The 17,361-nt window shown below is 67.9% G+C and carries 11 protein-coding genes; 7 read left to right on the top strand and 4 right to left on the bottom strand.

Annotated features, from left to right (window positions below; translation table 11 throughout):
- Window positions 1-272: 272 nt before the first annotated feature.
- Together VD997_09200 and VD997_09195 are read left to right on the top strand one after the other, a co-directional pair.
- Complete coding sequence (locus VD997_09200) at window positions 273-839, top strand: hypothetical protein (protein ID HYE62161.1); 567 nt, start codon at window positions 273-275, stop codon at window positions 837-839.
- 1,026 nt (window positions 840-1,865) lie between these two features.
- Window positions 1,866-3,857, top strand: coding sequence for a hypothetical protein (locus VD997_09195; protein ID HYE62160.1), 1,992 nt, complete (start codon window positions 1,866-1,868; stop codon window positions 3,855-3,857).
- Window positions 3,858-3,947: 90 nt separating this feature from the next.
- Here the strand turns inward: VD997_09195 and VD997_09190 are convergent, their stop codons facing one another.
- The 3 genes from VD997_09190 to VD997_09180 all read right to left on the bottom strand — a co-directional run bounded on the left by VD997_09190 (window position 3,948) and on the right by VD997_09180 (window position 8,269).
- Window positions 3,948-4,151, bottom strand: a complete 204-nt coding sequence (locus tag VD997_09190; protein HYE62159.1) for a hypothetical protein — start codon at window positions 4,149-4,151, stop codon at window positions 3,948-3,950.
- A 320-nt stretch (window positions 4,152-4,471) separates the two neighbouring features.
- The gene (locus VD997_09185) at window positions 4,472-5,827 is read right to left on the bottom strand and encodes an MgtC/SapB family protein (protein HYE62158.1); all 1,356 of its coding nucleotides are present in this window, start codon (window positions 5,825-5,827) and stop codon (window positions 4,472-4,474) included.
- 69 nt (window positions 5,828-5,896) lie between these two features.
- On the bottom strand, window positions 5,897-8,269 hold the full coding sequence (locus VD997_09180) for a tetratricopeptide repeat protein (protein ID HYE62157.1): 2,373 nt from the start codon (window positions 8,267-8,269) through the stop codon (window positions 5,897-5,899).
- A gap of 31 nt (window positions 8,270-8,300) precedes the next feature.
- Between VD997_09180 and VD997_09175 the strand changes: the two genes are divergently transcribed.
- From VD997_09175 to VD997_09155, 5 genes are all read left to right on the top strand, one after another.
- Window positions 8,301-9,773 (top strand): hypothetical protein, encoded by a 1,473-nt coding sequence (locus VD997_09175; GenBank protein ID HYE62156.1) that lies wholly within the window; start codon window positions 8,301-8,303, stop codon window positions 9,771-9,773.
- Window positions 9,770-11,167, top strand: coding sequence for a hypothetical protein (locus VD997_09170; protein HYE62155.1), 1,398 nt, complete (start codon window positions 9,770-9,772; stop codon window positions 11,165-11,167). The genes VD997_09175 and VD997_09170 overlap by 4 nt, the downstream gene beginning before the upstream one ends.
- A gap of 57 nt (window positions 11,168-11,224) precedes the next feature.
- Window positions 11,225-12,523: a hypothetical protein gene (locus VD997_09165; protein ID HYE62154.1), complete on the top strand. Its 1,299-nt coding sequence runs from the start codon at window positions 11,225-11,227 to the stop codon at window positions 12,521-12,523.
- 25 nt (window positions 12,524-12,548) lie between these two features.
- Window positions 12,549-14,360, top strand: a complete 1,812-nt coding sequence (locus tag VD997_09160) for a methylmalonyl-CoA mutase family protein (protein ID HYE62153.1) — start codon at window positions 12,549-12,551, stop codon at window positions 14,358-14,360.
- 403 nt (window positions 14,361-14,763) lie between these two features.
- On the top strand, window positions 14,764-15,006 hold the full coding sequence (locus VD997_09155) for a DUF4926 domain-containing protein (protein ID HYE62152.1): 243 nt from the start codon (window positions 14,764-14,766) through the stop codon (window positions 15,004-15,006).
- A 45-nt stretch (window positions 15,007-15,051) separates the two neighbouring features.
- Here VD997_09155 and VD997_09150 read toward each other — a convergent pair whose 3' ends face one another.
- A complete protein-coding gene (locus VD997_09150) occupies window positions 15,052-17,307 on the bottom strand; it encodes a DPP IV N-terminal domain-containing protein (protein HYE62151.1) in 2,256 nt (751 codons plus the stop codon).
- Window positions 17,308-17,361 lie beyond the last annotated feature (54 nt).

The following is a 17,361-nucleotide window of genomic DNA, read 5'->3' as shown; positions in this document are numbered from 1 at the left end:
CGAGTTCTCTGTTGACCGGGCAACTCTTGCCCGACACCAGTGGGTCGGCCGTTGACCCATTTGTGCCACGACCGTGCTTTGACGGTCGTGTCTTCCTGCGGCGAGCCCACGACCGTCAAAGCAGGGCGTGCCACGCGCACGGTCGTGCCACAGTGGGCATCCATCGGCCTCACTGGTGTCGGTCAGGTTGCACAAGGGCGCGGGTTGTGTCCTACCGACACCTGGGCGGAGCCTCCCAAAGAAAAACCACGACAGCGCGGTAGGCTGTGGGCGTGCCCGTGACGTCCTTCCGCAACTCCGCACGCCTCCGCCGCTGGACGCTCAAGATCACCCTCGCCCTGCTCGCGGGCGTGGTGGTCACGTGGGCGGTGGCGTGGGGGTGCGCCCTCTGGGGTCCGGAGGACACCGGCCATCGGAGCATCGCTTTCGACGCATACACCACCGCCTGGGAGACTCCGCCTACGGAGCGCCAACTAGACGCGATTGGCGGCCACCATGTGGTCCGCACGCTGGTCGGTCTTCCCATGCGGTCAATGCAATGCACTGAGGTCTGGCGTGACTCGAGCGGCTCGCCCGACATTGACGGGATACCGATTAAGCGCGACACGTTGGGTTGGTTGCGACCGACGTACAACGTTGGTGAACTACCGATGCGCATCCTTCCCCTCGGCTTCGCCCTCAACACCCTGCTCGCGGCCGGTGTGATCCTGACGCTCACCGAGGGCGCGGGGGCGTGGCGGCGGCGGGCGCGGCGGACGCGTGGCCGGTGCCCGTGGTGCGGGTACGACCGCGCGGGGGTTGTGGTTGCGGCGGCGTGCCCGGAGTGCGGGAGGGCATGAAGGGGGCGCGGATCGCATTCCGAGTGTTGCTGGCGCTGATTGAGGGGGCGCTCGCGTTTGGTTTGGTAGTGGCTGCGATACTGGTGCTGCCGAGGCAGATGGTTGTGGTGTGGTTCGTGATCGGGGCCGTGGCGCTTGGATGGGCTTGGTTCATGATCGTGAGGTCGCTGGGGCTCGTGCCTCTTAAGTCGCCGCGCCCGAGCTGGGAGTGCCTTGTGTGTGGTTACGACCGGCGCGGCCTTGCTGCGGACGCGGCGTGCCCGGAGTGCGGGGGGAGGGCGTGAGGCCGGCTTCGACGTCAAGCGTGCTGCGGGATCTGGCGATCGTGGTCGCCGGGTTCGCTGGTCTTGGTGTGGTGGTCGCGGTTCTGGCGGTGTTGGAGGATGAGCTGAGGACGCCGCTGTGGGTGTCGCTCGGGGTGTTCGGGGTTGCGGTGGTGGTGTTTCTGTATGTCGTCTTCCGGCCTGACTTGAAGCGGGTGAGGGAGTGGCGGCGGCGGGGGCGTCGGTGTTGCCCCTTGTGTGGGTATGACCGATCGGGATTGTCGGTGGATGCGTCGTGCCCGGAGTGCGGCAGGGGGGTGTGATCGTGCGTAGGCGTTGGCTAAAACGGCTTGCAGTGGCGGCATCGCTCGGGCTCGCAGCGGCCATCGTGCAGCACTCGCTCACAACCTACGCACCGGGCGCGAGCGCCGCGGCTCATTGGGTTTCTTTCGGGCTGACCTTTGTGCTGACCGCGACTGGTGCCTTGCTGGTGTTCGAGGTCGTCCGTGGCATCGTGGCGGGTGGGAGAACATGAACGCGGGGGGGAAAGGGGTGTCGGTGCATGCTGCCGACCGGTGTCGAAGACGCCACGTCCCAGCCAGGGCCGTACGCCGCGTCCGCGGCGGAGGCACATAGCGACGCAGAGCCGTCGCCATGGCACGCGCGGGCATGCGGTGGCACGGCGGACCCGTCACTGACGTTCCGGGCTCGTGGGGACGTCGCTGGTGCACCTTTGATCGGCGGCATCCGGTAGAGTGCGGCGATGCGATTGATTACCACGAAGCTGCACCGGGCGTTCCCGGAGCTGGACCGGTTCAGCGATGAGCAGTGCGGGCGGTTCATCCGGGCGACGGGGCGGAGCTGGCGGGCGGCGCCGCACCTGGTGGTGGTGTGGGCGTCGTACCTGCTGACGGTGGCGGTGGTGGTGGGGTTGGGGGTGCTGGTGGCATGGCTCGCGGGTGTGGACCCTTCGCGGGTGGATCCGCTGGCGCCGTGGGGCGTGGTGGCGGTGCTGGTGACGGCGGGGGTGTGCCTGGTGCCGGCGTTTATCGTGCGCGACCGGCTGCTGCGGGCGCGGGTGCGGCGGGTGCTGGTGGCGCGGTCGCATTGCGTGCACTGCCGCTACTCGCTGCTGGGGATGCCGGTGGGGGAGGACTGCATCGTGGTGTGCCCGGAGTGCGCGACGCCGACGGAGGTTGACCCGTCGCTGGGCGAACTGGAGACAAGTGAAACCGGCGGACGGCGGTTTGCGCCGAAGGATGCGGGGCTGAAGGGGAGCGGCATGAGCGAGCGGCAGCGGCGGATCGTCAAGCGCGGGCTGATTGCGGCGGGGGTGCTGGTGTGCGTGCTGCTGCCGGGGCTGTGGGGGTTGTACGAGCTGGTGCTGACGCGGCAGGCCAAGGCCGCGGGGGCGGAGCGGCCGCAGCTGGAGCAGTTCATGGCGCTGGTGGAGCGTCGGCAGCCGGCGGGGGCGGGCGATGGCACGCCCAACGCGTGGGAGCTGTTCCCGCGGGTGCAGCTGCGGATGATGGACGTGGACGGGATGCTGCCGCTGCCCAAGGACAGCATGGGGAACGAGGTGTACGCGGACTTTGCTTTGATCTATTCGCCGCGGGTGATCGAGCTGATGGGGGAGGACGACAGCGCCGGGAAGCTGCGGCAGGAGCAGGACAAGCTGGCGGCGGAGGCGGCGCGGGCGCGGCTGGAGAAGTACCGCGAGAAGGGCGTGTTCGAGCTGATGGACGAGATGGCGGCGCGCCAACGTGCGGTGCGGCCGCTGCACTTGCCGGAGGACCAGCCCGCGGTGGAGGTGCTGCTGCCGGAGCTGGGGCAGTCGCGGAACATGGCGCGGCTGAACGCCGCGCGGATGCACATGGCGATCGAGGAGGGCGGCGCGGAGGGAACCGCGGAGTGGCTGCGGGCGTTCGAGGTAAACCTGGCGCTCTCGCGGATGAACCTGCTGCAGCCGTCGCTGATCGATCAGCTCGTAGGTGTTGCGATCTCGGCGCTGACGTACGAGCGGCTGCGCGAGTTTCTGAAGACGCACCCCGAGGCGGCGACCCTGGAGAAGATCATCGCCATCCTGGACCGGCAAGCGGTGGTGATGGATATGACGGAGATGCTCGAGGGCGAGCGGCTGTCGAGCCTGAACACGATCGGCTGGGTGTTCACGCACAAGCACATGGTGCGGCTGGGGCGGTGGTCCAAGGGCGTGCCGTTCGGGAACGCGGGGAGCACGGGGCGGGTGGGCTCATGGGCGGAGAACCGCGATGCGGTGAACGCGTACTTCGAGGGCGCGGCGAAGCTGCTCTCAACGCCGCTGCGCGAGCGGCCGGTGGGGCAGCCGACGCTGTCGGGCCTGAAGATGGTGGACCTAATGATGCCGTCGATCGACATGGCGCTGCGGTCGTTTGACCTGATCGCGATGGAGGAGGCGGGGGTGCGGGCGATGGTGGCGCTGGAGCGGTTCTATGCGGCGGAGGGGCGGTATCCGGCGACGCTGCAGGAGCTGGTGGCGAAGTACCTGGCGGCGGTGCCGGGCGACGCGTGGGACGGCCAGCCGCTCAAGTACCGCGTGCACGCGCCCGGACAGGAGCGGAACGGGTGGGGGTACACGCTGTACTCGATCGGCGGCAATGGCGTGGATGACGGCGGGCGCTCGCCGGGGAAGGACCACCGACACTCGCAGTTCAGCAAGAACCCGACGGCGCCGCGCGGGGCGGAGGGCGGGTTTGACTTTGTGGTGAATGAATAGCGTGGAGCGAGGACTCGTGACGGTCCGATTTCGCACCATCGATCCATCGTCCAGAGCGACGTTGAACCTATGGCACCCACCCGTGGTCATTCAGCCGCAGGTGTGCGCGCGCGTCTCGGGTGTGGTGACGAGCGGGGGCTCGTCGGCGTCACGGAGGGCGCGGGCGAAGGCGGTTTCCATCGCGGCCTCGCGCTGGCGCAGGACGGAGGCGGGGACGGGGCGGGCGACGCAGGGGTGAGCGGGCGTGAGGGCGGCTGTGTGCGCGGTGGTATCGGCACCGGGGCGGGTGTTCATCCTTGAGGCTCCGTTGTGCGGTCGTTCGTCGGCGCGGGTGTTGCCTTCGTGGCTCACGCGGCGCGGCTTTGTTGTAGCACACGGCCATGGGTGTTCAAGGCGGTGCGGCTTTTTTCCCGCGGGTGCGCGCAGATTGTGGATGGCGCGTAGGGGCGGCGTGCAGATCGTGTGAAGCTGTGGTGAGGCGGCGCGTGGTGCGCAGGTTTTGTGGGTGCGGTGGGCGCGAGAACCGGCACTGGGGGAGTCATCGGCAGAGCGTCGGTTCGGTCGTCGCATCACCGATCACTATCCAGAGCGACGGTGGATCGATGGCACCCCGCTTACATCCGCGGCCAGAAGAGGATGACGGCGACGGCGGCCGCGGCGTTGAGGGCGAAGACGAGGACGGCGCGGCGGAGCAGGGCGGGGCTGCCCAGGACGCCGCAGATGATGACCTTCATGGCCATGCTGGAGATGAGGGCGATGGCGATGGCGCGGGTGGCCTGGTGGGGCTCCATGCGGCCCTCGGTGACGGCGCGCCCGGAGGAGAGGGTGATGGCGTCCATGTCGGAGAGGCCGGAGATGGCGGCGACGGCGTAGAGGCCGCGGGAGCCGAGGTGTTCCTGGGCGTAGGCGGCGCCGAGGGAAACGGCGGCGTAGATGAGGGCGAAGAGGAAGGCGGCGCGGAGGTTGGTGGGGTTCTGCTGCTGGGGGAGGGACTGCTGGTTGTCGCGGGAGCTGACGAAGAGGATGAGGGCGAGGATGGCGGTGGCGATGCCGATGGCGAGGAGCGGGGCGAAGATGGTCCAGAGGTAGTTGGGGGCGGTGGCGGAGAGCTCGAGGAAGAGGCGGATGAAGACCATGGCGGAGGCGAGCATGATGGCGACGAGGGCGGTACGGGCGGCGTGCCCGTTGCTGTCCTGCTGGTCGCGGGTGATGCGGGCGAAGCTGGCGGTGGTGGCGGTGGAGGAGATCATGCCGCCGATGAGGCCGGAGAGGACGGTGCCGGCGCGCTCGCCGACCAGGCGGTAGGCGATGTAGCCCATGAGGCTGATGCCCACGACGAGCACGACGACGAGCCAGATGTTGCGCGGGTTGAGGACCTCGAAGGGCCCGTAGCCCTGGTTGGGCAGCACGGGGAGGATGATGCAGGCGAGCAGGATGAACTGCATGATGCCGTGCACATCCGTGGCGCCCAGGCTGCTGACGAACTTGTGCAGCAGGTCCTTGGCGTAGAGCAGGAGGACGACGGCGCCGGTGACCGCGACAGCGATGACGGTGTGGCCGGTGGCGTAGCCGAAGGCGAGGTAGACGCCCACCGCGTACATCACGAGGATGGCCATCTCGGTCGTGATGCCCGAGCCCGTCTTCTCCTTGCGCGGAACAGAGCCGAGGGGGTTGGGCGCGGGGGGCGGGAGCCAGGGGCGGGCGCGGAGGTAGTTGCCCAGCATGCTGGCGGCGATGACGCCGACCATGCAGATGACGATCATCGTGATGCCCAGGGGCTGGTTGAAGCCGAAGAGCAGGCCGGCGATGGTGCCCAGGACCGTGATGAGGGGGAAGGTGCGGATGCCCGCGATGTTGGACTCGGCCCACTCGCGCTGCAGGCCCACGATGCCGCCCAGGCCCATGGAGATGGCGAGGACTTGGATGGACTCGCTGACGTTGAGGAGGGGGACCGGGACGGGGTCGGGCATTGGTTGGTCAGCTTAACACACGGGCGGGAAAATGTCGGATGTCGGACTTCGGATGTCGGATGTGGGGGCTTACTTCGGTGGGGGTGGCTGCGGTTGTGGGGTGGTCGGCGCGGGCGGGTGCGAGGGCTGCTCCGAGTTGGCGAGGTGCTGGTTGAGCTGCTGGAGGTTGGTGCGGGCGCGCTGGGAGTCGGGGTTGAGGCGGATGGCGGTCTCGAAGCACTTCTTGGACCAGGCGAAGTCGCCCATGCGGGCCGCGAGCTCGCCGGCCATGTTCCAGATGGTGGGCTGACGGGGCTCCCCCTCGAGGGAGGCGCGGTAGGCGCGGGCGGCTTCCTGGAGGTTGCCGGTCTGCTCGTGGGCGTGGGCGAGCTTGTTGAGCTCGTTCCAGGAGCCGACGCCGTCCTTGAGCGCGAGGGTGTACATATCGCGCGCTTTGGCGAAGTTGCCGGTCTGGAAGTAGAGGTCGGCGGTGAAGATGCGGAGCGTGTGGTCGCCGGTGTAGACGTCGAGGGCGCGCTGGGCGGGGGCGATGGCCGCGGGGATCTGGCCGGCCTGGGCGAGGAGGCCCGCGGTGGTGCGGTCGACATCGGCGAGCTCGTTGCGGGAGACGCCGGCCAGGAGCGTCTCGGCCTCCGCGGACTTGCCCGACACGATGTAGTACGGCGCGAGGGCGAGCTTGTGGCGGCGGACCGTGGGGGCGTTGGCGACGGCCTTCTCGTAGTAGGGGATCGCGGCGGCGTGCCCGTCGAGGGCGGCGAGGGCGTTGGCGAGGCCGGCGTTGTACCAGGCGCGCCCGACACCGCCGTACGCGGCTTTCCATGCGGGGACGGTGTCGTCGGGCTCGGTTGCGGGGGGCTGCCAGCGGTTGACGTCGATGCGGTGCTGGGCGATGAGCGGGGCATTCTGCGGTGTGTTGCGGAGGAAGACGTAGCTGGTGGCGTCAAGTGAGACCAGGGCCCAATCGGGCGAGGTGTAGAGGAATGATGCGAGGTCCGCGTAGTTGGCGGTGGGGATGACAGCGGTGCCGAGGTTGTACTTGGTGGTGAGTGCGTTCCAGGTGGCGGGGGCGGCGCCGCTGACGTCGCGGAGGATCTCCTGCCCGTACTCAATGCGACCGTCGATCATGACGGGCAGGACGTCGCTGACTCGCCAGGTGAAGTAGCTGCCGTCGCGGACGATATTGAAGAGGTTGCCCTGGGGCTTGTGCTGAAGGATGAACTGCTCGGCGCCGCGGGGCTGGTACCACTCGACAACGCCCAGGCCGAACTCGCGCGGGAGGGAGCGGGCGACGGAGTATCGGTCGGTGGCGATGTGCCAGCCGGTGATCGCGAAGAGCAGCCCGAGGGCGGCGCTGGCGAGGTGGGCGGGCTGGCTGTCGCGGAGTTTCAGGGTGTGGGGGACCGCGGCGAGGTCGGCGCAGTTGCGGGTGGCGACCCACGCGAGCAGCACCGCGCCGATGCCGAGGTTGCGCTGGAGCGTGGCGAGGAGGTAGAGGGACATCAGCAGGATGACGGCGCGGGAGATGGGGGCGAGCCTGCGGACGGGGAGGTAGGTGAGCACGGCGAGGGCGGAGAGGATGGCCGCGGCCCAGAAGTCCCAGCCCCAGTCGGCGAAGCGGACCTTGAAGGGGCTGACCATCTCGGTGATGACCCGGGCGGTTGTGTGGCCGGGCTGGGTGAGGCGGAACACCTCGAGGGCGTACATGGCGCCCCAGTGGCCGTAGGGGTTCATCCAGCAGGCGGCGGTGGTGAGGAGGGCGACGATGAGGAGGTTGCGGGTGGGCGCGGCGGTGGAGGGCGAGGTGGCGCGCAGGCGCGATTGCAGCCATTGCGAACCGAGGAAGGTCCACGCGAGCAGCGGGCCAAAGACGAAGGTGGAGTGGGTGTTGGTCCAGATGATCTGGAATAGCGGGAGGAGCCAGAGGGCGCGGCTTCCACGCGAGAGTCCGTCGCGGGTAGCACGCTCAAGGATCACGAGAAACGCGGCGGAGAAGACGTACGTGAGCAACTCGGGGCGGACGACCCAGCGGTTGAAGCCGGCAAGCAGGGCGAGGCCGACGGCGAGCAGGCCCAGCGGCGTCAGCAGCACGCGCCGAACCGGCCACACGATGATCCAGAAGGTGAGCGTCACGAGCGCGGCCTGGAAGAGCACGAGCAGCGCCCCGCCGCCGCCCTGCCAGAGCCACGTGATGATGATGGAGTAGAGCCAGCGCATCTCGCGGACCGGCTCGTTGGGGGCCGTGTGCGAGTACATGAGGGTGTCGGGCACGCGCCGGTTGGCGAGGATCCACTCGCCGTTCTTGAGCTGCCACCAGAAGTCGGCGGACCAGAGTTTCTGGACGGTGACGGCGATGAGGAGGATGAGGAGCCCGGCGAGGGCGGCGGTGGCGAGGGCTTTGAAGTGGCGGGGGGCCGCTTGGGATTCGGGGGTGGTGGGGGCCATTGGGGGGGATGGTACGTGATAGGCTCGGGGGATGTGGATCGTTGCGTTGCTGCTGATGTTGTGGCCGTGGGGGGTGGAGGGGTGGCTGCTGGTGCAGCAGCAGGCCACGCCGACGGCGGGGCTGGTTGAGCGTGGGAACGCGATCATCCGGCGAGGTGAGCCGGAGGTGGGTGAGTCGGCGACCGAGCCGCTCAAGCGGGCCACCGAGACCGCCACGCGGGTCACGCAGAAGGCTCAGGAAGCGGAGCTCCCCAACGGCGAGCAGTACGTGCTTTGGTTCGGGGAGATTACAGGGTCGGACTCGCGCCCGCCCGAGGTGCGCTCGGAGGGGCGGCCGCACGCGATCGCGGCGCTGGAGGAGATGAGGAAGCAGGGCGTGTTCGACGCCGTGCTCGAAGCGGGGCGGGCGCCACGGGACGTGGTGTGGCTGATCAAGGAGCCCGGAAAGCAGTTCGAGCAGGAGGTGGCCCTGGGCGCCCTCCGGCAGATCGTTCGGGCGAACAGCGCGCGTCAGGTGCTGGCGGCCGAGGCTGGCGATTGGGATGAGTATGTCAGCGCGGTGGAGTGCACCCTTGTGATTGGACGGCTGTCGGGGCGTAGTGGCGCGATCCTCAACAGGCTGGTGGGGTTGGCGGCGGTCACCATGCCGCTGGAGAGGGTTCTCGTCGATATCGGCACACGGGATGTGCCGGGCGAGGTGCTCGATCGGCTGAGCGCGGTGTTCGAGCGCGAGCGGATGACGCCGCCGGATGCGACCATTGACCTCATCGGAGTGGACCTGGAGCTCACCGCTGCGCAGCTGTTCACCGACGGGCCGACTGGTGGGCGGCCGATCTACTCGAAGTTTCGCATGTCGTTCGAGTTCATCCGAGCGATCCAGCGCTTCCTCGGGGAATACGAGGGAAGCTGGTTCGACTGGCTCCCGGAGGACGCGGCGTGGAACCTGACGGGACTGGTGATGGCATCAAGGGCAGAGACGCTGCGCGTGCTGAGGCACGCCTACGACGAGTTCCGCACGAACACGGCACTGGCTCGTCCAGAGCGGCGATTACGAGTGAAGATGCCGCTCCCAAAGGGGGTGCGGCACACGTACACCCGGATTCTCGAAGACTTGTGCTTCGGCGCCTACGAGAAGTGGTGGGACACAGAGGAGGCTACTGCCTTCAGACTGGACGGCGCGCGGCTTGTTCTGGCGGTAGAGCGGTATCGGGACCGGCATGCAGGGCAAGCGCCGCAACGATTGGAGGCGCTGGTGCCGGAATACGTGGCTTCGCTGCCGCGGGACCCGATCTCGGGCAAGCCGCTGGTCTACCGCGTGCTGGACGCCGCTGCGGACCCGCAAGGGCGTTCGTACGTGCTGTACTCTGTCGGAGGCGACGGCATCGACAATGGTGGGGAGTATGACCCGATGCGGAACCAAAGCTCGCTGATGGGTCCGGCGACGGCGTCGGGGCATGACTATGTGTTCAGCGTTCCGCCGACGTGGCGAGAGGAGAAGCGATGAGTATCGCCGCGGTCGTGGCGGCGACGTTGGTCGCCGCCGCACAGCCCGAGAGCATCGATCGCATGCCCGACTTTGGCTCGCAGGAGCCTTACCGGGCGCGGCAGCGAGAGCTGCTCGCGGCGATCCCCGGGCCGAACGCGTATGAGGCGGTGATGGAGGCGAGGCGGCTGCTCGACGGGGTGCGTGAAGAGGTGCAGCTCTTCGATCAACCCTACTGGATGCCGTTTGATGCGCTGCTGGGTGAGGCCGAGGAGCCGCACCATGTGGAGGTCGCGCGGGAGATGCTGCGGCTGAGCGCGGGACGAGGGATCGAGCCGGCGATCGCGCGAATCGCGAAAGGCCGTGGGGTGGTGCGGCCGCTGGGAGATGGGCTCGCGATCATGGACCTGCTGCCGGACCTGATCACGGTGCGGCAGTGCAGCAAGATCAACCTGATCTTGATGCGTGAGGATGCGCGTGCGGGGGACTGGGAGCGGTGGCTCGAGAAGCTGGATCAGCTGCTACGGATTGCGCGGGCGTACCGCGAGGATTCCTACCTGATCGGGATCATGATCGGGTTCGCAGTTGAGAGCACGGCGCTGCTGGAGTTGGAGCGCGTGGTGGACCAGAGGGTGTTGGACGCAGCGCAGCTGGAGCGGGTCGCTGGGCTGCTGGATGGACTGGGGATGCGGGAACGGCCGACGCGCGGGATAGAGGCATCGCGGCTGGTGATCAAGGCTGCAATTGATTATGTGTACGAGCGGAACAGCTGGCAGCGTGTGGGGTACTTGGCGCGCGTGTATGAGGACAACCGACTCGCGCCGCCGAACGACGCGGGCCTGCCGTTGTCAGAGGACCCTCCGATCGCGGGGTGGGTGACCAGGGCCGCGGCGCACGCGAGCGTGGATGAGTTGCACGACAACGCCGTGCGGCTGCTGTCGCTGCCCTTCAGAGAGCGGATTGCGGACCCGTTCAAGATTGATGAATACGAGCGACGGCAGTCCATCCATAAGAACCCTGTGGTGGCGATGACACTGCCCGCGATCGCGAAGTACTTTGCGAGCATCGGGCAGATCGAGGCGGAGCAGGCGGGCGCGCGGGCGATGGTGGCGCTGGAGTGGTACCGGGCGGAGCATGGGCGGCTGCCTGCGAGTTTGGGCGAACTGGTGCCGCGGTACGTGGCGGAGGTGCCGCGGGATTACTTCTCGGGCGGGGGGCTGGTGTACAAGGGGCCGCGGGAGGGCGGGTACGAGGGCGGGCGGGAGTACCTGCTGTACTCGGTGGGCTATGACCTCACCGACAACGACGGGAAGTGCGACCCGAAGAGCCGCGTGTGGGCGGTGACGGAGACAGGGAAGGGCTTGGACTTCGTGGTGAATCCGGCGCCGAAAGTGGTGACTCGAAAAGGCGAATGATGTCGCGGTCTACAGGCGATGCCGCAATGAGCGGTGCTCGAACAGGAAGGGGACCTCATGATCGTTGCCGTCTTGAGTGCGTGCGTGTGCCTTGCGGTGCAGCCCGTGGTTGGCGGCGACGGTACGCCCGGCCGCACCGACTACCGCAAGCAGCTCGAGGAGCTGCGAGCGAAGGCGGCGGGGCCGGTCGCGTGGGACGCGCTGATGGAGGCCCGCGAGCTGCTGCTGAAGGCGGGCGAAGCGGTGATGGGGGAGCGGGGGCGTGGCATCCCGTGGGCGGCGCTGGTGGACGAGCAGGCGGACCCGGGCGAGCGGGGGTTGGCGCAGCGAGGGCTCGAGGAGGTGCGGAAGGCCGCCATCGGCGAGGTGATTGCGCGGGTTGCGCAGGCGGGGAACGTCGGGCGCCCGATGCCCGCGGACGTGGCGCTGGTGGAGAGCGACCTCTGCGACCTGTGGACGCTGCGGGCCTGCTGCTGGGTGAACCGCGTGGACATGTTGCAGGCCGCGGAGGAGGGGCGGTGGGACGCGTGGGTGGACCGAGCGGCGGAGAACTTCGCGATGGCGAAGGTGTACTCCACGGACACGGAGATGGTGGGGTACCTTGCCGGGGTGGTGGTGTGCCAGGTAACGCTGGAGGACATCGAGCGCGTGCTGGGGCGTGGGACCGTGCCGGAGGCGGCGCTGGCCCGCCTTGCGTCTCTACTTGACTCTTCACTGCCACTGCCACGACCTGGCGCGGCGGTGCAGGGGGCCAGGCTGATGTCGCTGGCATCCATCCACGCGACGTACACGCGGGATGATCCTCCCGGGATGGCGTCGCGGCAGGAGGCGGTCGCGAAGACGGAGGAGTTCTACGCGGGTGCGGGACGAGTGGTGGGGCTCGGATTCGCGGAGCGCCGGAAAGATGCGTTCAGGTTCGCGGAGTTCGAGTCGGCGCTGGATACCAAGCGTCACCGCGTGCTGGCTGTGACGATGCCGAACCTGCCCGGCGCGATTGAGAAAATGGACGAGGTGGAGGTGGAAGCTGCCGGCGTGGAGGTGATGGTGGCCCTGGAGCGGTACCGGCTCAAGCACGGGGCGTACCCGGAAACGCTGGCGCCGCTGTCGCCCGCGTTCTTGAGGAGTGTGCCGCGGGACCCGTTCACCGGAGCGGAGATGCTGTACAGGGGGCCGAAGGGCGGGCCGCACGCGGGCGGCCGGGCGTGGGTGGTGTACTCGGCGGGGTATGACCAGAAGGATGATGGCGGCAGGGAAGACACGGAGGACCCGACGCGCGCGATCACCGGGCGGGGGATGGCGGGCAGGGCCGGGGGCCTGGACTTCATTGTGAACCCGGCGCCGAAGAAGGGGGAGTGAGCGGCCGGGGCGATATGATTGGGGCATGTCCAGCACCCCCACGACCCCCACCAGCCGTCCGTCCGTTTCGCCATCCATTCCGCCGGTTGACCCCCACGCCGTGACGATTTCGGGGCTGGTGCTCGATCCGTCGTATGGCCCTGGCGAGCAGGGGTACAAGGAGGCGGAGGGGCTGAAGGAGCTGGCGCGGGATGTGCCGCAGCCGGGGCAGTTCCCGTACACGCGCGGGCTGTTCCCCGAGGGGTACCGCACGCGGCTGTGGACGATGCGGCAGTTCGCTGGGTTTGGGTCGGCGGACGACACCAATAAGCGGTTCAAGTACCTGCTGAGCCAGGCCAAGGGGACCAAGGCCAACACGGGGCTGTCCACGGCGTTTGACCTGCCGACCCTGATGGGGCGGGACTCTGATGACGAGCTGTGCGTGGGCGAGGTGGGCAAGTGCGGGGTCGCGATCAGCACGATCGAGGACATGCACCGGCTGTACGACGGGATCCCGATCGACAAGGTGACGGTGTCGCAGACGATCAACGGGCCCGCGGCGGTGATCTGGGCGATGTACCTGGCGCACGCGACGCAGCGGGGGATCTCGTGGGACACCCTTGGCGGGACGCTGCAGAACGACATCCTCAAGGAGTTCCACAGTCAGAACGAGTTCATTTACCCGCCCGAGCCGAGCGTGAAGCTGGTGGTGGACACGATCGAGTTCCAGTCGAAGTTCGTGCCCAAGTGGAACAGCGTGAGCATCTCGGGGTACCACATCCGCGAGGCGGGGAGCACGGGCCCGCAGGAGCTGGCGTTCACGCTGCGGGACGGGATGGAGTACGTGGAGGCGTGCCTGGAGCGAGGGCTGGATATCGACAGCTTCGCGCCGCGCCTGAGCTTCTTCTTCAACTCGCACAACGAGTTCTTCGAGGAGATCTGCAAGCTGCGGGCGGCGCGCCGGATCTGGGCCCGCGTGATGAAGGAGCGGTACGGGGCGAAGAACGAGCGCTCGTGGTTCATGAAGACGCACGTGCAGACGGCGGGGTGCAGCCTGACCGAGCAGCAACCGCTCAACAACATCGTGCGCGTGGCCTACCAGGCAATGGCGGCGGTGCTGGGCGGGTGCCAGTCGCTGCACACCGACAGCATGGACGAGACGCTGGGCCTGCCCACCGAGCAGGCGGTGACGGTGGCGCTGCGGACGCAGCAGATCCTGGCGCACGAGACGGGCGTGACGCGCACGACCGACCCGCTGGGCGGCTCGTGGTTCATCGAGCAGCTGACGGACACGATGGAGCGCGAGGCGCTGAACATCATCGACGAGATCGACCGCATGGGCGAGTACAAGGATTGGCGGGCTAAGGGCTCGCGCGTGCGGGGGGACGTGTCCCTGGCAGAGCACGAGGCGTACGAGGCGCGCCGCACGTTCGGGCGCTCGTGCATCAACGGGATCAACCGCGGCTACTTCCGGCGTTCGATCGCAGAGGCGAGCTACCGGTTCAGCGAAGAGTGCGAGGCGGGGGACCGCATCATCGTGGGCGTGAACGCGTACACCGAGAACAGCGGCGAGCGGCCGATCGACATCCTCACCATCTCGCACGAGGTGGAGGTGGAGCAGAACAGGCGACTGGCTGACTTCAAGGCCCGGCGCGACGCGAAGGCGGTCGCGGCGGCGCTGGAGCGCATCCGCGTGGCATGCCGGGATGGCGACCCGAAGGCCGCGGAGATGGGGCTGAACAAGTTCAACGTGATGCCTGCGCTGGTGGACGGAGCGCTGGCGAACTGCACGCTGGGCGAGATGGTGCAGGCGATGGCGGATGTGTACGGGCGGTACACGGGGGGGCCGGAGTGGTGAGTGATAACGGCGGGGCCGCCGGAATACCGACCTGGGTGCCGGAGCGTGCTCGAGCCGAAGTCCCGCTTCCGAAGGTCACAGAATACCTCTTGAATCCGAGCCATCCCGACGGAAGTCCCAAGGCGAGATTCTTCTCTCGCTTCGGCTTCTCGAGGAATGAGCCTGCAGTTCTCGTCGCGGCGCTGCTGGTTCATGTGGCTGAGAACCCCGCCAGCTAAGTCACGGCTGTTTCCTATGGGACCATCTATGGGATCGATGCTCCGATGCCCTGCCCCGACGGTCGGTTGCCCCAGGTTCGATCGGTATGGATTATCAAGCCACCTCATGACCACCCGAGGCTTGTAACCGCGTACCCGCTGGGTCTTCGCCCTGAGATCGGAACGGAGTGATACCATTGAACGGCATGGCTGAAACCCACGGCATTCCTGAGCTTCACCGTGTCGTCCTCACCGAGGACCTGGCTCAGTACGCGCTCAAAGCTGGTGACGTTGGCACGGTTGTCGACGTCGCGAGCGATGGTCAGGGGTACCTGGTTGAGTTCCTCACTCTGAGCGGTGAAACGGTTGCGGTGGCGGAGGTCAGTTCTTCGCAAGTCCGGGCCATCGATTGGACGGAAGTGACGCACGCTCGCAGGCGCGCAGGGTAACTTACAGTACCGCTGGTGCAGCAATATATCGCGAGGGTTGGAAGCTCACCGCGGCTCGCCCAGGTGCTCCTTCAGGAACGTGGCGATGCGGCCTTGGAGACTCACCGTCACGTTGGGGTCGGGCACCATGTGTGTGAAGCCTGAGAGGGGCAGGAAGTCATGCACCTTGCCGGCGCGGAAGAGGGCCTCGCTCATCTTCAGTGAGTGCATGAAGTAGACGTTGTCGTCGGCGGTGCCGTGGATGATGAGGAGCGGTACGGTGAGGTCCTTGCAGTACGTGAGGACGTTGCTGGCCTGGTAGCCCGCGGCATTCTCCTGCGGCAGGCCCATGTAGCGCTCGGTGTAGTGCGTGTCGTAGTCCTGCCAGTCGCACACCGGGGCGCCAGCAACGCCGGCCTTGAAGACGTCGGGGCGGCGCATCGTGGCCATGGCGGAGAAGTACCCGCCGAAGGACCAGCCGGTGATGCCCACGCGGGTGATGTCCATCTCGGGGTACTTGGCCGCGAGGGCTTTGACCGCGGCGGCCTGGTCCTCGAGGGGGCCGTCGATGACGTTGTTCTTGATGGAGCGCTCCCAGTCGCGCCCGCGACGGGGCGTGCCGCGGGCGTCGATGGAAACGACGATGAAGCCCTGGTCGGCGAGCCACTGGTGCAGGAGGTATGAGCGGGGCGTGGCGTTGACGACGTTGGTGTGCGGGCCGCCGTAGACGCTGTTGATGACTGGGTACTTGCGGGCCGGGTCGAAGGAGCGGGGGCGAATGATGGCGGCGCGGAGGTTGCGGTCGGTGACCGTGGTGAACTCGACGTTGGGGATGAAGGGGGGCTCTTCGGCGGCGGAGGAGAGTTCACCGATCGGCTCCGCTTCCATGCCGCGTCGCACCAGCACCTTGACGGTGCCGTCCGCGAGGTTGCACGAGTGGACCCACGTGCCCAGGGCACCGCCGCCCTTTGCGAAGGTCGCGCTGTGCTGACCGGCCTGGGTGGAAAGCCGGACCGGCTCACCGCCCGCGAGCGGCACGGCCCAGAGGTGGATCTGCATGCCGTCGGGGCTGGCGATGACGTAGGCCATCCCGTGCTTCTCGTCGGCCCCGAGCAGGTCGATCAAGCCAAAGCCCTTGGGAGTGAGCGAGCGCTGGATCGCGTGCTCGCGAGCGCGGTGCACGAGTGACCATTCGCCGGTGCGCTCGGTCAGCCACAGGAAGCCGCTGCCGTCCTGGAGCCAGTGCGGGCAGCTCTGCTGGAGATTGACCCAGGCGTCATCGCGCTCGCGCCGGAGCGCGGCCGTCGAGCCGCCTTCCAGATTCACAGCGAGCAGCATCTCATCGGTCTGCGTGCGGTTCTGCACGAGGATGGTGAGCGGCGCGTTCTTGGGCCACTTCACGGTGGCGAGGTAGGGGTACTGCTCGCGGTCCCACTGAACCCAGACCGGGTCGCCGCCGTCGACGCTGACAATGCCGAGCTTGACGTCGGCGTTCTTGCCGCCGGCACGGGGGTAGGGCCACGCGTTGGGCGCGGCCTCGGGGTGCATGGGGTCGGCGATGTGGAAGACCTCCATGGCGGAGGTGTCGGTCTGCTGGAAAACGATGTGCGTGGAATCCGGCGACCACCAGTAGCCGCGGAAGCGGCCCATTTCTTCCTGGGCGACGAACTCGGGCAGGCCGTTGGTGATGGAGCCTCCGGCGCCGCTGGTCACCTTGCGCTCCTGGCCCGATGCGAGGTCGGTGACGTACACCTCCCCGTTGCGGACGCAGGCGAGGCGGGCGCCGTCGGGCGAGAGGTGGGGGTCCATCGGCGCGCCCGCGTCGCTCTTGATCTCGGTGCGGTGACCGGTGGCGCGGTCGATGATGAACAGGCGGCCGGAGAGCGGGACGACCAGCTTCGAGCCGTCATCAGAGAGCTCGTAGCTGGTGATGCCGCGGCTGGACAAGCGAAGGCGTTCGCGGCGTGCCTTTTCCTCGGGCGTCAGCTGCTCGTCCTGGCCGCCCAGAACCTGCTCGGCGGTCAAGAGCACGCGCTCCTTGCCGGTGGCGACGTCGAACTCGTAGAGGTCGTGGACAAAGGACCGCGGGCCGGAGCGGAGGAAGAGCACGGCCTTGCCGTCAGGCGTGACGGTGATGGACTTCGGGCGGCCCAATGTGAAGCGGTAGGTGGCCGCGTACTGGCGGAGGAAGTCTTCGTTGTGTGCTTTGATCGAGACTTGCGCGACTGAGGTCGCGGTCTGCTGCGGTGCCGGGCGGGTTGTGCAGGCGGTGATCGCGAGGCAGAGGCCAAGGGGCAGGGTCAGACGCCGGAGATGGTGCATCGATAGCTTCCAGAGAGGACGCGAACGCGAGCAGGAGTTCAGGTGCGGGGGAAT

The organism is Phycisphaerales bacterium (genome assembly GCA_035627955.1).
In the GTDB taxonomy this organism is placed as follows: domain Bacteria; phylum Planctomycetota; class Phycisphaerae; order Phycisphaerales; family UBA1924; genus JAEYTB01.
This window is presented reverse-complemented; position numbering and strand designations above follow the sequence as displayed.

What these genes read in the sequence shown, in the direction of transcription:
- VD997_09185 (HYE62158.1), bottom strand. Translation starts at nt 5,827, where the DNA reads ATGCCCGACCCCGTCCCGGTCCCCCTCCTCAACGTCAGCGAGTCCATC.
- VD997_09150 (HYE62151.1), bottom strand. Translation starts at nt 17,307, where the DNA reads ATGCACCATCTCCGGCGTCTGACCCTGCCCCTTGGCCTCTGCCTCGCG.
- VD997_09175 (HYE62156.1), top strand. Translation starts at nt 8,301, where the DNA reads ATGTGGATCGTTGCGTTGCTGCTGATGTTGTGGCCGTGGGGGGTGGAG.
- VD997_09190 (HYE62159.1), bottom strand. Translation starts at nt 4,151, where the DNA reads ATGAACACCCGCCCCGGTGCCGATACCACCGCGCACACAGCCGCCCTC.
- VD997_09165 (HYE62154.1), top strand. Translation starts at nt 11,225, where the DNA reads ATGATCGTTGCCGTCTTGAGTGCGTGCGTGTGCCTTGCGGTGCAGCCC.
- VD997_09180 (HYE62157.1), bottom strand. Translation starts at nt 8,269, where the DNA reads ATGGCCCCCACCACCCCCGAATCCCAAGCGGCCCCCCGCCACTTCAAA.
- VD997_09170 (HYE62155.1), top strand. Translation starts at nt 9,770, where the DNA reads ATGAGTATCGCCGCGGTCGTGGCGGCGACGTTGGTCGCCGCCGCACAG.
- VD997_09155 (HYE62152.1), top strand. Translation starts at nt 14,764, where the DNA reads ATGGCTGAAACCCACGGCATTCCTGAGCTTCACCGTGTCGTCCTCACC.
- VD997_09195 (HYE62160.1), top strand. Translation starts at nt 1,866, where the DNA reads ATGCGATTGATTACCACGAAGCTGCACCGGGCGTTCCCGGAGCTGGAC.
- VD997_09160 (HYE62153.1), top strand. Translation starts at nt 12,549, where the DNA reads ATGTCCAGCACCCCCACGACCCCCACCAGCCGTCCGTCCGTTTCGCCA.